This is a genomic window from Ferdinandcohnia sp. QZ13 (assembly GCF_031324165.1).
In the GTDB taxonomy this organism is placed as follows: domain Bacteria; phylum Bacillota; class Bacilli; order Bacillales; family Bacillaceae_L; genus Ferdinandcohnia.
In genome coordinates this window covers 325,447-340,710 of record NZ_JAVIVW010000015.1, presented here as the reverse complement: position 1 = coordinate 340,710, position 15,264 = coordinate 325,447, and the positions used below count along the sequence as shown (strand labels likewise).

The 15,264-nt window shown below is 40.2% G+C and carries 10 protein-coding genes, 2 rRNA genes and 3 pseudogenes; 12 read left to right on the top strand and 3 right to left on the bottom strand.

Annotated features, from left to right (window positions below; translation table 11 throughout):
• Nucleotides 1–376: 376 nt before the first annotated feature.
• A 23S ribosomal RNA gene (locus RGU12_RS15400) occupies nucleotides 377–3,308 on the top strand.
• 54 nt (nucleotides 3,309–3,362) lie between these two features.
• Nucleotides 3,363–3,478: ribosomal RNA gene (rrf, locus tag RGU12_RS15395) — 5S ribosomal RNA — on the top strand.
• Nucleotides 3,479–3,856: 378 nt separating this feature from the next.
• Here the strand turns inward: rrf and RGU12_RS15390 are convergent.
• Both RGU12_RS15390 and RGU12_RS15385 read right to left on the bottom strand, forming a co-directional pair.
• Entirely contained in the window at nucleotides 3,857–4,687 is an 831-nt protein-coding gene (locus RGU12_RS15390) for a hypothetical protein (RefSeq protein ID WP_309536860.1), read from the bottom strand.
• A 78-nt stretch (nucleotides 4,688–4,765) separates the two neighbouring features.
• Nucleotides 4,766–5,137: a rhodanese-like domain-containing protein gene (locus tag RGU12_RS15385; RefSeq protein ID WP_116352535.1), complete on the bottom strand. Its 372-nt coding sequence runs from the start codon at nucleotides 5,135–5,137 to the stop codon at nucleotides 4,766–4,768.
• Nucleotides 5,138–5,291: 154 nt separating this feature from the next.
• Here RGU12_RS15385 and lipM point away from each other — a divergent pair, with 154 nt between their 5' ends.
• The 6 genes and pseudogenes from lipM (at nucleotide 5,292) to RGU12_RS15355 (ending at nucleotide 11,688) form a co-directional block, all read left to right on the top strand.
• The gene (gene lipM, locus RGU12_RS15380; protein ID WP_309536859.1) at nucleotides 5,292–6,128 is read left to right on the top strand and encodes an octanoyltransferase LipM; all 837 of its coding nucleotides are present in this window, start codon (nucleotides 5,292–5,294) and stop codon (nucleotides 6,126–6,128) included.
• Nucleotides 6,129–6,469: 341 nt separating this feature from the next.
• Nucleotides 6,470–7,261: pseudogene (locus RGU12_RS15375) on the top strand (ribonucleotide reductase barrel domain-containing protein); the annotation flags it as partial.
• Between the two features lie 470 nt (nucleotides 7,262–7,731).
• A pseudogene (locus tag RGU12_RS15370) lies at nucleotides 7,732–8,895 on the top strand (ribonucleotide reductase barrel domain-containing protein); the annotation flags it as partial.
• A 225-nt stretch (nucleotides 8,896–9,120) separates the two neighbouring features.
• Nucleotides 9,121–9,933, top strand: coding sequence for an HNH endonuclease (locus tag RGU12_RS15365; RefSeq protein ID WP_309536858.1), 813 nt, complete (start codon nucleotides 9,121–9,123; stop codon nucleotides 9,931–9,933).
• A gap of 92 nt (nucleotides 9,934–10,025) precedes the next feature.
• Nucleotides 10,026–10,637: pseudogene (locus tag RGU12_RS15360) on the top strand (ribonucleotide reductase barrel domain-containing protein); the annotation flags it as partial.
• Nucleotides 10,638–10,803: 166 nt separating this feature from the next.
• Nucleotides 10,804–11,688 carry a patatin-like phospholipase family protein gene (locus RGU12_RS15355; protein ID WP_309536857.1) on the top strand — a complete coding sequence of 295 codons (885 nt, stop codon included), beginning with the start codon at nucleotides 10,804–10,806 and terminating at the stop codon, nucleotides 11,686–11,688.
• Between the two features lie 57 nt (nucleotides 11,689–11,745).
• Here the strand turns inward: RGU12_RS15355 and RGU12_RS15350 are convergent, their stop codons facing one another.
• Complete coding sequence (locus RGU12_RS15350; protein ID WP_309536856.1) at nucleotides 11,746–12,153, bottom strand: SA1362 family protein; 408 nt, start codon at nucleotides 12,151–12,153, stop codon at nucleotides 11,746–11,748.
• Nucleotides 12,154–12,449: 296 nt separating this feature from the next.
• Here RGU12_RS15350 and RGU12_RS15345 point away from each other — a divergent pair, with 296 nt between their 5' ends.
• From RGU12_RS15345 to RGU12_RS15330, 4 genes are all read left to right on the top strand, one after another.
• Nucleotides 12,450–12,971: a YqhR family membrane protein gene (locus RGU12_RS15345; protein WP_116352531.1), complete on the top strand. Its 522-nt coding sequence runs from the start codon at nucleotides 12,450–12,452 to the stop codon at nucleotides 12,969–12,971.
• 93 nt (nucleotides 12,972–13,064) lie between these two features.
• A complete protein-coding gene (locus RGU12_RS15340; protein ID WP_309536855.1) occupies nucleotides 13,065–14,126 on the top strand; it encodes a M24 family metallopeptidase in 1,062 nt (353 codons plus the stop codon).
• 39 nt (nucleotides 14,127–14,165) lie between these two features.
• Nucleotides 14,166–14,723: an elongation factor P gene (gene efp, locus RGU12_RS15335; RefSeq protein WP_309536854.1), complete on the top strand. Its 558-nt coding sequence runs from the start codon at nucleotides 14,166–14,168 to the stop codon at nucleotides 14,721–14,723.
• A gap of 206 nt (nucleotides 14,724–14,929) precedes the next feature.
• A complete protein-coding gene (locus RGU12_RS15330) occupies nucleotides 14,930–15,211 on the top strand; it encodes a YqhV family protein (RefSeq protein WP_309536853.1) in 282 nt (93 codons plus the stop codon).
• The last annotated feature ends 53 nt before the right edge of the window (nucleotides 15,212–15,264 follow it).

The window sequence follows — 15,264 nt, the reverse complement described above, 5'->3', positions numbered from 1 at the left end:
AAAAGACGCTTTGTATTGTGGTCAGTTTTGAGAGTGCTTTTGTACTTTCAAAGGTCGATTTTTGCCTTAAGCAAAAATCATTTGCGCTTGCGTCTGCAAGATTAATCAAAGATGATTGATTCCTCAGCGCAAAGCTGCATGAAGATTACTCACTGATGTTTAATCATGATGTGATTGAAGTCAGTAGCTTCGTTCCTTGAAAACTAGATAACGTAACAAAACATTCATTGAAGTAAAGTTCTTTAAAACTTAAAGGTGAATGAGAAGCGAGAAGGTCGAGGAACCGATTGAGGAATCACCGGAGCGTACTTTAACGTACGTAAGGATGATGACGAATGAGGTGACAAAGAGATTCGACGCTTATCAAAGCCGAATAGGTTAAGTTATGAAGGGCGCACGGTGGATGCCTTGGCACTAGGAGCCGATGAAGGACGGTACTAACACCGATATGCTTCGGGGAGCTGTAAGTAAGCATTGATCCGAAGATTTCCGAATGGGGAAACCCACTGCTCGTAATGGGGCAGTATCCTTACCTGAATACATAGGGTAAGAGAAGGTAGACCCGGGGAACTGAAACATCTTAGTACCCGGAGGAAGAGAAAGCAAACGCGATTTCCTGAGTAGCGGCGAGCGAAACGGAAGATAGCCCAAACCAAGAGGCTTGCCTCTTGGGGTTGTAGGACACTCTATACGGAGTTACAAAAGAGCGAAGTAGACGAAGCGACCTGGAAAGGTCCGTCAGAGAAGGTAACAACCCTGTAGTCGAAACTTCGTTCTCTCTTGAGTGGATCCTGAGTACGGCGGGACACGTGAAATCCCGTCGGAAGCTGGGAGGACCATCTCCCAAGGCTAAATACTCCCTAGTGACCGATAGTGAACCAGTACCGTGAGGGAAAGGTGAAAAGCACCCCGGGAGGGGAGTGAAATAGAACCTGAAACCGTGTGCCTACAAGTAGTCAAAGCACATTTATGTGTGATGGCGTGCCTTTTGTAGAATGAACCGGCGAGTTACGATCCCGTGCAAGGTTAAGTTGAAGAGACGGAGCCGCAGCGAAAGCGAGTCTGAATAGGGCGACATAGTACGTGGTCGTAGACCCGAAACCAGGTGATCTACCCATGTCCAGGGTGAAGTTCAGGTAACACTGAATGGAGGCCCGAACCCACGCACGTTGAAAAGTGCGGGGATGAGGTGTGGGTAGCGGAGAAATTCCAATCGAACTTGGAGATAGCTGGTTCTCTCCGAAATAGCTTTAGGGCTAGCCTCGAGTATAGAGTCTTGGAGGTAGAGCACTGATTGGACTAGGGGCCCTCATCGGGTTACCGAATTCAGTCAAACTCCGAATGCCAAAGACTTGATTCTCGGGAGTCAGACTGCGAGTGATAAGATCCGTAGTCAAGAGGGAAACAGCCCAGACCACCAGCTAAGGTCCCAAAGTATACGTTAAGTGGAAAAGGATGTGGAGTTGCTTAGACAACCAGGATGTTGGCTTAGAAGCAGCCACCATTTAAAGAGTGCGTAATAGCTCACTGGTCGAGTGACTCTGCGCCGAAAATGTACCGGGGCTAAACGTATCACCGAAGCTGTGGATTGTTCTTACGAACAATGGTAGGAGAGCGTTCTAAGTGCAGCGAAGTCAGACCGAGAGGACTGGTGGAGCGCTTAGAAGTGAGAATGCCGGTATGAGTAGCGAAAGAGGGGTGAGAATCCCCTCCACCGAATGCCTAAGGTTTCCTGAGGAAGGCTCGTCCGCTCAGGGTTAGTCGGGACCTAAGCCGAGGCTGAAAAGCGTAGGCGATGGACAACAGGTTGAAATTCCTGTACCACCTCATTACCGTTTGAGCAATGGAGGGACGCAGGAGGATAGGGTAAGCGCGCTGTTGGATATGCGCGTCCAAGCAGTTAGACTGGTAAGTAGGCAAATCCGCTTACCGTAAGGTTGAGCTGTGATGGCGAGGGAAATATAGTACCGAAGTTCCTGATTCCACACTGCCAAGAAAAGCTTCTAGCGAGGTAGAAGGTGCCCGTACCGCAAACCGACACAGGTAGGCGAGGAGAGAATCCTAAGGTGATCGAGAGAACTCTCGTTAAGGAACTCGGCAAAATGACCCCGTAACTTCGGGAGAAGGGGTGCTTTTTAGGGTGAATAGCCCTGAAAAGCCGCAGTGAATAGGCCCAGGCGACTGTTTAGCAAAAACACAGGTCTCTGCGAAGCCGCAAGGCGAAGTATAGGGGCTGACACCTGCCCGGTGCTGGAAGGTTAAGAGGAGGGGTTAGCGCAAGCGAAGCTCTGAATCGAAGCCCCAGTAAACGGCGGCCGTAACTATAACGGTCCTAAGGTAGCGAAATTCCTTGTCAGGTAAGTTCTGACCCGCACGAAAGGTGTAACGATCTGGGCACTGTCTCAACGAGAGACTCGGTGAAATTATAGTACCTGTGAAGATGCAGGTTACCCGCGACAGGACGGAAAGACCCCGTGGAGCTTTACTGCAACCTGATATTGAATTTTGGTACAGCTTGTACAGGATAGGTAGGAGCCTTGGAAGCCGGAGCGCCAGCTTCGGTGGAGGCGTCGGTGGGATACTACCCTGGCTGTATTGAAATTCTAACCCGAAGGCCTTATCGGCCTTGGAGACAGTGTCAGGTGGGCAGTTTGACTGGGGCGGTCGCCTCCTAAAAAGTAACGGAGGCGCCCAAAGGTTCCCTCAGAATGGTTGGAAATCATTCGTAGAGTGTAAAGGCACAAGGGAGCTTGACTGCGAGACCTACAAGTCGAGCAGGGACGAAAGTCGGGCTTAGTGATCCGGTGGTTCCGCATGGAAGGGCCATCGCTCAACGGATAAAAGCTACCCCGGGGATAACAGGCTTATCTCCCCCAAGAGTCCACATCGACGGGGAGGTTTGGCACCTCGATGTCGGCTCATCGCATCCTGGGGCTGTAGTCGGTCCCAAGGGTTGGGCTGTTCGCCCATTAAAGCGGTACGCGAGCTGGGTTCAGAACGTCGTGAGACAGTTCGGTCCCTATCCGTCGTGGGCGTAGGAAATTTGAGAGGAGCTGTCCTTAGTACGAGAGGACCGGGATGGACACACCGCTGGTGTACCAGTTGTCCTGCCAAGGGCATAGCTGGGTAGCTATGTGTGGAAGGGATAAGTGCTGAAAGCATCTAAGCATGAAGCCCCCCTCAAGATGAGATTTCCCATAGTGTTAAACTAGTAAGATCCCTCGAAGATGACGAGGTTGATAGGTCAGAGGTGGAAGCATGGTGACATGTGCAGCTGACTGATACTAATCGATCGAGGACTTAACCAAACTGATGAATGTAGGAGCGTTATCTAGTTTTGAAGGAATGAATCCTTCAAATAGTCTAGTGGCGATAGCGAAGAGGTCACACCCGTTCCCATACCGAACACGGAAGTTAAGCTCTTCAGCGCCGATGGTAGTTGGGACTTTGTCCCTGTGAGAGTAGGACGTCGCTAGGCACACAGAAGATCAGCCAATATGGTTGGTCTTTTTTTTGTGCGGAATTAATGGCTAAATCGTTCCACTTTTGAGATTGTCATTTTTAATATCGGCAAAAAATGATGACCAGAGAATGTCATAAAGAGGTTCTTAATTGTAAAAGATTAGGAAATGCTAATCCAGCAAACGTTATAAAGAGGTTCTCATTTGTGAAAAATTAGGGAACACCAAACCCGGAAAGCCCATCATCGGTATATCACCCAATCGCAAAACGATAAATGGTATACCGTAAACAACAAAAACGGTATACCATGTTACCTAAAAATAAAATAACTCTCTATTTGATACATTACCCCAATTAAATTTCTACCAGGTCTATTCCTATAACTCCTCTTTCCTTAATCAACAATTAGCAAAGCCCCAAGTAATGGCAAAAGAAGTGCTACAATCCATAACGGTAGGAATAGCTTTCTTGATTTTATTACTTTCTTTGGCGGAAGACTGAATGTATAAATACTTTTATGTAAACAAAACATTACTGCAAAAATTAGGATGGTCCCAATAAAACTATATAGAAGTGAAACAACATAGTATTCCATTTTTTTATCAGTAAATGGAATCTCCCTTATTAAAAATGTCAAAATCAGTGAAATCAACGCAATAAAAAATATGGCTCCGAAGTTTTTTAAAAATAGTTTTGGTGATCTTGCAATTGCGTCCCTTATAGTGGTGTCCTCTAGAACAATAATATACGGGGTTAGGGAATAAAATAATACAATTAAAATTCCTAAAAGGGCTAATGGTAAAAAAACATTTGAGATAATAAAGAGGATTCCACTGATGAAAAACTCGATTATCGAAAACCTCACCATTCTATCAAAATAATAAGGGGCTATTTTTAGGATGGAATATGTATTATCAGGACCTACTAAAAAGCATTTCATGGAGCCGAGGTATATGCTAAGCGCATAGCTTTTTAATAGTAGAATGATAATGGTAGCTATGCTGGTAAGCAACCAATTTATTGTTAGTCCCTGAAGAGGAAATATAACATCTTTTATTAATGGGATTCCAAAGGGTACTGTGTAACTATTGCTAAAATATAATATACTAAAGCCTGCATATGCTCCTAATGTTCCAATGAATGTGAGAAATACGTTTACGATTAGTGGAATGATGATTAGTCTTGGATGATAGACGGTATGGTAAAGTCCCTTAGAAATGTTCAAAGTATCACCTCGAGTTATTTCTTTCCATAGTTTATCATAAACAAGACATGAAAAAACCTATTCCCAAAATGGAATAGGTTATTTTTTCTTTATTTTACCTGACCACTTTTTAAACCCACCTTGCAGCTGGTAAAGTTCTTTATAGCCTTTTCTACGAAGTAATTGTGCTGCACGGCCACTACGAACAGTGTTTTGGCAGTATAAGTAGACTGGTTTATCAGGTCTGATTTCAGTTAAGCGCATTTTCATTTGTGATAATGGAATATTACGTGCACCTAGAATATGACCCCCGTCAAATTCGTTTGGTTCACGGACATCGATTAGTTGTGCTTTACGATATCCTTCACGAAACTGTTCTTCGTTTAAAACAGTTACTATTTTTCTTTGGTAGAAGAATGTGATAATTCCGTATGCAATGATTGCACCTAAAACAATTAAAAGTATTTCCAAAATCAATCTACTCCTTTTTCTATCTCTCTTTTCTATTATATTCGTGTGTTTAAAAAGAATCAAAGGAATTCTCTGGAGGTTTTGATTTTGAAAAACAATTTTTGTTCTGATAGACTAAGGAATGGCAAACAATAATGAACAAAGAGGGTTTCGTATGGAAAAAGAGGTATGGAGATTTATTGATTCTGGCAATTGTTCGCCAGAGTTTAACATGGCTTTAGATGAAGCCTTACTTGATTGGAACAGTGAGGGGAAAATTCCACCGACAATTCGATTTTATGGTTGGAATCCAGCGACACTATCAATTGGTTATTTTCAAAAGGTAGAAAGAGAAATTGACCTAGAAGCTGTGAAAAAGTATGGTCTAGGCTTTGTTCGTCGTCCGACAGGCGGAAGAGGGGTGCTACACGATCAGGAGCTTACTTATAGTGTGATTGTATCAGAGGAACATCCTGAAATGCCTAAAACGGTAACAGAGGCATATCGTGTTATATCTGAGGGCGTTTTGCAAGGCTTTCGCAAACTAGGTCTTGATGCATATTTTGCTGTTCCAAGGACAGCTGAAGAGCGTGAAGGATTAAAAAATCCACGTTCTGCTGTATGCTTTGATGCACCTTCTTGGTACGAGCTTGTTGTTGAAGGAAGGAAAGTAGCGGGTAGTGCACAAACGAGACAAAAGGGTGTAATTCTTCAACATGGTTCGATCCTACTAGATATAGATGAAGATAAATTATTCGATCTATTTAAATATCCAAGTGAGCGTGTTAGAGAAAGGATGCAGCGAAATTTCAAAAATAAAGCAGTTGCTATAAATGCATTAAGGGAAAGTCCAGTTACGATTGAAGAGGCGAAGAAAGCTTTTAAGGAAGGTTTTGAGGAAGGCCTTCATGTTGTGCTTGAGCCATATCAATTAACTAATGAAGAATTGGACTATGTAAATAAAATTGCAGAAAGACGATACAAAACAGATGAATGGAATTTTAAACGATAAACGACTTTTTTTAGTCGTTTTTTACTTGGGCAAAACTTGAAATCTTTGGTATAACTGAGTTTCGTTTATATAGGTAAAAAGCAACCGACAAAATTCTTCAAAATAAGCGAAAAAATTCAGGTTACCTAGTTTTTCCTCCGTTTTTCTTTATATATTATATTATTTTCAGTTTGACAAAATAGATTTTATTTATATAAAAATCAATATGTAGTGGTGTCGAAAATTATTTCAACACTATATATTGATTTTTGTGTTGTCTTTCATTTAGATATATGATACTTTAATTTTATCACAATAAAACAATCACAATTGAATTAATAGATTTAAAGGGAGATGTGGGAATGACTGTTGTGCTAGAAAAAATGAATATTAATGTTGAAAGGTTGAACCAGGACATACGCCTTTTTCCTCAGGTCCATCCAATTACAGAGGACATGAAGATTACGCATAAGGGCGTATCTAGGCTTGTAATGCTTGATCGGTATACGTTTAAGGATACTGAGAAGCTTACTTTAGCAGAAGGTGACTTTGTTGTTCTAACGATCAAAGAGGATCCAAAGTTTCCTGCACGTGGCTTAGGTTTCATTGTTGACATCGATTGGGAAAAGAAGACAGCCCGGGTACTGGTAGAAGAAGAGTATCGTGGTGTGTTGGACAACCCTGAGGAAGTCGAGACAGGAATTGTGAATCGCTCACTAGATGTTATAGAGAAGCCACTTGAAATTTTCTATGAGCAAATTGCCAAAAGAAATGCCACTGGTTTGGCTGCAGTAGAGAAAACGGAGGAGAAGCGCAATGAATGGTTTGAGAAGTTCTATCAAGAGCTTGTTAATCTAAACTTCATTCCAGCTGGACGTGTTCTTTACGGAGCGGGTGCGGATACGGATGTTACGTATTTTAACTGTTACGTAATGCCATATGTTCAGGATTCTCGCGAAGGGATCTCTGAGCACCGCAAACAAGTAATGGAAATCATGAGCCGTGGTGGCGGTGTAGGAACAAACGGTTCTACATTACGCCCACGTAACACACTTGCACGCGGTGTAAATGGTAAGTCATCTGGTTCCGTTTCATGGTTAGATGACATTGCTAAATTAACACATCTTGTTGAACAGGGTGGGTCAAGACGTGGTAGATAAAGTGCCTCGTCTATAAACTAACCTCGTGAATTGCTGGGAAATCTTTAGGTCTTCGTAGTTAAGACACCTCAGATTAATCAAAATCTTATTAGAGGTGAATTTTCTATGAAACCATATGATGCTAAAAATAGTCAGATATGTAAAGTCTGTAATGAAACTTTCGTTCACAATAGGCGATTTTGTGGAACAGGTCTTAACATCATATATGACTCATAAACCACAACGAAGTTGGAAACGACAGTCGTGAGGGTTTGAAAATTATGAGTGGATAAAGACAATCAGCAGCCAAGCTCCTTAAATTGGAGAAGGTTCAACGACCATCGAAAGCGCGTCAATGTTGGCGGAAGTGAGTAGAGTAGGATTCAAGCGAATCCGAAGCGCGAGGACATTCTTAATGAATGTAAGATATGGTCTGAACTCTAGGGAAACTTAGAGAGTTGATTTAGCGAATCAACGTAACATATTTGGCCCAGATGATCATGCTGTCCGATTGGCATCCAGATATCATTGAATTTATCATCTCGAAAATGCAAAATCCAAGAATTCTTCGTTATTTAATCGAAAATACAGAAGATGAAACAATTAAAAAATACGCTCAAGAAAAGCTAAAATTCACTCCATTTACAGAGCAGGAAATTCAAATGTACCAGGGTATTGTAAACTATAAACAAATTCCTGGTTACGGTGGGTTTAGTGAGAAAATTATTAAAGATGCAGAGCAAAAATTAGTAACTGGCGGAACTTACAGTGTTCATAATCCTGAGTTCTTAACAGGTGCTAATATTTCAGTATGTATCACAAAAGATTTTATGCAAGCTGTTGAAGAAGATAGAATGTATGAACTTAAATTTCCAGATGTTGAAAGCTACAATGAAGAAGAAATGAAAATCTATAATGAAGAATGGCACAAGGTTGGAGACGTCCGAGAATGGGAAAAGCTTGGTCATAAAGTACGTGAGTACCGTAAGATTAAAGCTAAAGACCTTTGGAACCTAATTAATATCTGTGCAACTTATGCTGCAGAACCAGGAATATTCTTCATTGATAATGCAAATGACATGACAAATGCACAAAGCTATGGTCAAAAAGTCGTTGCAACTAACCCATGTGGTGAGCAACCCCTCGCACCGTACAGTGTATGTAACCTTGCAGCGGTTAACTTAGCTGAAATGGTTGATAAAGAAACAAAAACTGTTAACTTTGAAAAACTCAAGCAAACAGTTGAAGTTGGAGTAAGAATGCAGGATAACGTAATCGATGCAACTCCATACTTCTTAGAAGCGAATAAAACCCAAGCATTAGGTGAACGCCGTGTTGGTCTTGGTGTTATGGGATTACACGATCTGCTTATCTATTGTGAAACAGAATACGGTTCAGAAGAAGGAAATAAGTTAGTTGACGAAGTGTTTGAAACAATCGCAACTACTGCGTATCGTGCATCGATTGAACTAGCAAAAGAAAAAGGAAGTTTCCCATTCTTAGAAGGAAATTCACCAGAGGACGGCAATCGTATCAGAGAAGCGCTCATAAATACTGGATACATGCAAAAAATGCCGGAAGATATCAAAGAAGGAATTAAAGAACACGGAATTCGTAACTCACACTTACTAACCGTTGCTCCTACGGGTAAACAACTTGCCCCCTATATTCGTAAGAATGTAGCGTAAACTTGGCTGTATGCGGGAAACTCTGAGAATCCTTTTGTACTCGTGCGCCAACACATTCAGAGTAAAAATCAAAAGGTGCAGACAATCCGCAGGGAAGGCGTGGCTGCCCCCTCAACGACTACATGCCGAGCAACCAGTGTCAATTACATCTTGAGAGTCAAACAAATCTCTAAGAAGGTGTAGTAGATGTTTAAGAAATGTCTTAACTGTAACAAGGATATATATGTGAAGCCAAGCCAATTTGAAAGAAAAAAGTATTGTTCTAGAAAATGTAAAGGTGAATATCAATCTAAAAACCCTATCGCATTTAGCCATTTAAGTAAAAAGAAACTAATTCATTGTGACAATTGTGGAAATGAATTGCAAAGAAAGCCATCAAGTATCTTTGATAAAAATTATTGCAACAAAGAATGTAAATATGATCATCAAAGAAAAATAGGGTCCACAATTAATCAACATCTTGTTAGTCAAGTGGAAAAAACTTGTATGGGATGTGGCAAAACCTATTATGTAATTAAATCAAGAGAAAACACTTCTAAATTTTGTTCAATGAATTGTTTAGGTAAAGCGAATGGGGATAGAGGAAGAATCCAATATAGGAAACGGATTGTTGTTTTCTGTACAAATTGTGGAAAAAAGATTGAAAGAAAACCTTCAGTTATAAAAAAATGGAACTTTTGTAATGAAAAATGTATGGCCGAGTATTACGAAAGATCCAAGGCGTTTTCTGGTTCAAATAGTGCCACTTGGCAGGGTGGCGATATCGATTATTATGGTCCAAACTGGAGAGCCCAACGTAGAAAGGCAAGAAAAAGAGATAATTTTACTTGTCAGGATTGTGGGAGAACAGAGTTACAACTTGGGCACGAACTTTCAATTCATCATATAATTCCTTTTCGGGAATTTGATGGGGATTGGAAATCTGCTAACAAACTTTCAAATTTGGTAAGCTTATGTGAATATCCATGTCATCGAAAGAGACATAGTAAAAAGAATTAACTGGTTGGTGATATAGTCTGACCCATATGGCGACATATGGAGTGGGTAATAATAGTCCCACCCTCTATTGAAAATAGGGAGTAACAAACGTGAGCACAGGAACAATGGTTGGCGTTTCAACAGGTTTAGAACCTTACTTCTCATTCTCTTATTTCAGAAGTGGACGCTTAGGTAAGTTTATTGAAGTAAAAGCAGATATCGTTCAAGAATATCTGGATCAACACCCAGAAGGAGATCCAAACAATCTTCCACAATGGTTCGTTTCTGCAATGGAGCTTTCACCAGAAGCACATGCTGACGTACAATGTGTCATCCAGCGCTGGATTGACAGTTCCATCAGTAAGACTGTTAATGCACCGAAAGGCTATACTGTATCTCAAGTAGAAGCTGTATACGAACGTCTATACAAAGGTGGAGCAAAAGGTGGTACGGTTTACGTTGATGGAAGCCGTGACGCTCAAGTTCTTACATTAAAAGCTGAAGAGAATACCTTTGAAGATACAGAAGTGACAACACAAGAAGAAGAAAAACCAAAAAGCCGTGTAGTCCTTATGGATACAATCATTGACTTACGTCAAACGGATGTAACCATTGGTTCTGAAGTGGGTGACACTTGCCCAGTATGTCGTCAAGGTACAGTCGAAGACCTTGGTGGATGTAACACATGTACAAACTGCGGTGCACAACTTAAATGTGGATTGTAATACTAAACACTAAGAGGGAATCGAATCGATTCCTTCTTTTTTTATGCTCCAAAATATTCATTCGTACTAAATTCCTAGCATTGTGATTAAAAATGTATAAAGGCATTGCTTTAACATTTTTAGCAGAACGCCCTTGCTTCAATAGTGGGGGATTGGGAGGGGTTCTATGTTAATCGATGGCGTTTTTTCGGGTGGGGGTATTAAAGGATTTGCCTTAATTGGAGCTTACCAAGCAATCGAAGAAAGAGGATTAGCCTTCGAAAGAATGGCGGGAACGAGTGCAGGTTCCTTAATTGCCGCCTTAATCGCAGCGGGGTATACAAGTGGTGAGATTATTGAACTCATGGAAGAATTAGACCTTGGTGATTTTTTAGATCAACGAAAAGCCTTTTTACCTACACCCTTAGCTAAATGGCTTCTTTTATATTGGCGTCTTGGCTTATATAAAGGTGATATGTTAGAGAAATGGATTTATCAAAAACTCCGTGCCAAGGGTGTTGTCACCTTTCAAAACCTCCCACCAGGCCGATTACGGATTATTGCTTCCGACTTAACTAATGGGAGAATCATTGTGTTGCCTGATGACCTAGAGCGCTATGGCATACATCCCGCATCCTTTCCCGTTGCTAAAGCGGTTCGGATGAGCTGCAGCCTCCCGTACTTTTTTGAGCCAGTCCGTTTAAAAGATTATCAAGGCAATACAATTGTTGTGGATGGTGGGGTGTTATCAAACTTTCCAATCTGGCTTTTTGATGAGGAAAAAAAGCTAAAAAAGCGACCGGTCCTTGGAATCAAGCTAAGTGGGAGTAGTCAGCAGCAAAAACAAAATAAAATTCATAATGCCATCGATATGTTTGGAGCCCTCTTCGAAACCATGAAAAATGCCCACGATGCACGGTATATTTCACGTCGACATGAAAAGAATATCATTTTTATCCCAATTGAAAGCGGGTTGACGACAGAATTTGGTGTAACGGATGAAAAAAAGCAAGAGCTTATTCTGCAAGGTAAAATCCGTGCCGAAACTTTTTTACGTACCTGGTGCTATTGAATTAATAAAACAAAAGAAGAATCAAAAAAACTTTATTCAGTCTGTGCTGAATAAAGCTTAAAATAGTGCTCGGTTCTTCTTTTTTCCCTTTTTTCCTTCAATTACAGTCAGGTGTGTTGTGTTCGTTTTTCGCTTTTTATGAATAGGCGATACAGTCGATCGTTTTGTCGAGGTTGTTGTAAGTTTCTTACTACCCATTCCTATTGTCTGTGATTTTCGTTGACTTCCAGATTTAAAACGCTTCCTAGATTGTTTAGCTGCGCGTAAATAAGCGGAATGTTCTTTTCCTCCCATTCGTCGACTAATCACAAATTTATATAGTAGATAGATTATCCCTATGAATAGGAAAATCATGCCTGCTTGCACGAGTAATGAACCTGGACGAGTGAAAAGAGTGTAGACAAATCCAAGTGCACCTAATCCTAGTAAAATCATTACGACTATATTTGATTTACGACGATTCATGAGATACACCTCCTGAAAACTATCCTTATATTGTATTAAAAATCAATAACGTTGTTGCTCGTATATTTCATTAATGAAAAGATATTTTTAAAAATACGTCCTTCTTCTATTTATATTCTACAAGATATCCTAATAAACCTCTATGTTAACGACATCATTTATTTAGAAAATTTATAAATTATTCATAAACATTTACTATTGTACCCAGCAATTTCCATTGCTACACATTTTTCCATGAATTTTTTCAAATAGATTAAAAAAGTTATGGACATACTACCAAATGGAGGTGTTGACCTGTGGTAGATGCTGAAAAGAAAAATCCAGAACTTGAACAAAATAAACAAAATGGTGATATGTCTTTAATGGGTAAGGTTGTTGTCATAGGTTTGTTCGGGGGAATATTTTGGAGTTTGCTTTCCTATTTTACGTATGTTTTTCATTTTACTGAACTGAGCCCTAATCTTATCCTTAAGCCATGGATCCTTGGTGATTGGAAAAATCATATGTTAGGTCAGTTTATTGGGATTTTTGTAATTGGTATTATCTCAATTGGTGTAGCACTTTTATATTATGCTTTACTAAAAAAATATCAGTCCATTTGGGTTGGTGCCTTATTTGGCATTATCTTGTGGCTAATTGTCTTTTATGTGTTTAATCCAATTTTTCCGGATATTAAAACTGTTGCGGAACTAGAGCGTAATACAGTTATTACTACTATATGCGTTTATATTCTATATGGTGTCTTTATTGGTTACTCGATTTCATTTGAGGAAAATGAAATGAGGGGCGAAAGACAAGCAGTCTCAACAAATGAGTAGGTGAATTAGAGAAAATTATGATAGAATGTTCTTGTTCGAACATTCTATTTTTAAGGGAGTTTTACGTATTAGAGTACTTAGGGGGAAATCTAGATGAGTAAATTAGAAAAATTGCGCGAAAGTTTTTCTGGATTTGGAATCGATGGTTTATTAGTTACGAATAGCTACAACAGACGCTACATAACAAATTTCACCGGTACAGCTGGAGTTGCACTCATTTCTGAAAATGCAGCAGTATTTATTACAGATTTTCGCTATGTCGAGCAAGCCAATGAACAGGTAAAGGAATTTGAAATTGTTCAACATTCAGGTCCAATCATTGAAGAGGTTGCAAAACAAGCTGAAAAAATGGGAATTAAGAAGCTTGGATTTGAGCAAGAGGACCTTTCTTTTGCGACATATACAGCATACGACAGAGATGTGAAAGCTGAACTTGTCCCAGTTTCAGGTGCAATTGAAAAGTTACGCTTGATTAAGACAGAGTCAGAGATTAAGATATTAAAGGAAGCAGCGGAGATAGCTGACGCCGCCTTTACACATATCTTAGATGTAATTCGTCCTGGTATCACAGAAATTGAAGTTTCCACTGAGCTAGAATTCTTTATGCGAAAACAAGGAGCGACTTCATCTTCATTCGACACAATTGTTGCATCCGGGTATCGTTCTGCCTTGCCACACGGCGTAGCAAGCGACAAAGTGATTGAGAAAGGTGATTTTGTAACCCTCGATTATGGTGCCTATTATAAAGGATATTGTTCAGATATCACACGTACCGTTGCGGTTGGAACTCCTAGCGATGAATTAAAAAACATATATGATGTTGTTTTAGAAGCTCAACTTCGAGGTATGGCAGGAATTAAGGCTGGCATTACAGGAAAAGAAGCGGATGCTCTAACCCGTGATTATATTTCAGAAAAAGGCTATGGTGAATTCTTTGGTCATTCTACTGGGCACGGATTAGGTATGGAGGTTCATGAGCAGCCAGGACTATCATTCAGATCAGATAATGTACTTGAGCCTGGGATGATTGTAACCTGTGAACCAGGAATTTACATAGCGGGTCTTGGTGGCGTGAGAATTGAAGACGATCTTGTTGTTAGAAAAGACGGCAATGAAGCTCTTACTTTCTCTACTAAGGAATTAATTATTCTATAGACAAAGTTTTGTCGGAATTGGATTAGGAGGAAATAATATATGATTTCAGTAAACGATTTTCGTACAGGTTTAACAATTGAGGTAGACGGTGGAATTTGGAGAGTAATGGATTTCCAACACGTTAAGCCAGGTAAAGGAGCAGCCTTCGTACGTTCAAAGCTTCGTAACCTTCGTACAGGTGCAGTTCAAGAAAAAACATTCCGTGCCGGTGAAAAAGTTGCAAAAGCACAAATCGAAAACCGCAGAATGCAATATCTTTATGCGAATGGTGATTCACATGTATTCATGGACAATGAATCTTATGAGCAAATCGAATTACCAGCATCTGCAATTGAGTATGAATTAAAGTTCTTGAAAGAAAATATGGAAGTTCACATTATGATGTTCCAAAGCGAAACACTTGGAGTCGAGCTCCCAAATACTGTCGAGCTTAAAGTTGTTGAAACAGAGCCTGGAATCAAAGGGGACACGGCTTCTGGCGGTTCAAAACCTGCTACCCTTGAAACAGGATTAATTGTTCAAGTTCCTTTCTTCATTAATGAAGGAGATGTATTAATCATCAACACAGATGAAGGTTCTTACATATCACGTGCGTAATAAATATTGAGATTTCAGGTAGAACTCACCGTTTGAGGTGGGTTCTATTTTTTTATTACTTTGGAAAAAAGAGGTTCGAAGAATGTGAATGTAAAATCCACAAACTTAATTCCCCCACCTCCCCACTCAACACCAAAATTTCCTCTTCTGAAAATCAGTAAACAAGCATAGGTTGTACAAAAGAAAATTATTGGGTGGGGACTTCAATGAAACGATTATTTTCGGTGTTTGATTCTACAGTTTTAACGATGGCTGGACTGAGGATCATATCAGGATGCTTAGAAATTACGGCGGCCATTTTAATGCTAACTTTTAATGATGTAAAAAAAGCACTGGCCGTCAATGCGATGCTCGCGATTGTGGGACCTCTTATTTTGATTGCAACAATGTCGATTGGACTTATTGGATTGGCTGATCAGTTGTCTTATTCAAAGCTTTTATTTATAGGGCTCGGTGTTGCGTTTATTTTGTATGGAATCTTCCGCTAGAAATCACATGTGTAGGCATAATGTGTCCAAGCTAGCATACATTGAATTATGAG

Excerpts from the sequence above, each read along its gene's own strand:
- lipM (WP_309536859.1), top strand. The coding sequence starts at position 5,292 with ATGGAAAAAGAGGTATGGAGATTTATTGATTCTGGCAATTGTTCGCCA.
- RGU12_RS15365 (WP_309536858.1), top strand. The coding sequence starts at position 9,121 with ATGTTTAAGAAATGTCTTAACTGTAACAAGGATATATATGTGAAGCCA.
- RGU12_RS15355 (WP_309536857.1), top strand. The coding sequence starts at position 10,804 with ATGTTAATCGATGGCGTTTTTTCGGGTGGGGGTATTAAAGGATTTGCC.
- RGU12_RS15350 (WP_309536856.1), bottom strand. The coding sequence starts at position 12,153 with ATGAATCGTCGTAAATCAAATATAGTCGTAATGATTTTACTAGGATTA.
- RGU12_RS15340 (WP_309536855.1), top strand. The coding sequence starts at position 13,065 with ATGAGTAAATTAGAAAAATTGCGCGAAAGTTTTTCTGGATTTGGAATC.
- efp (WP_309536854.1), top strand. The coding sequence starts at position 14,166 with ATGATTTCAGTAAACGATTTTCGTACAGGTTTAACAATTGAGGTAGAC.
- RGU12_RS15330 (WP_309536853.1), top strand. The coding sequence starts at position 14,930 with ATGAAACGATTATTTTCGGTGTTTGATTCTACAGTTTTAACGATGGCT.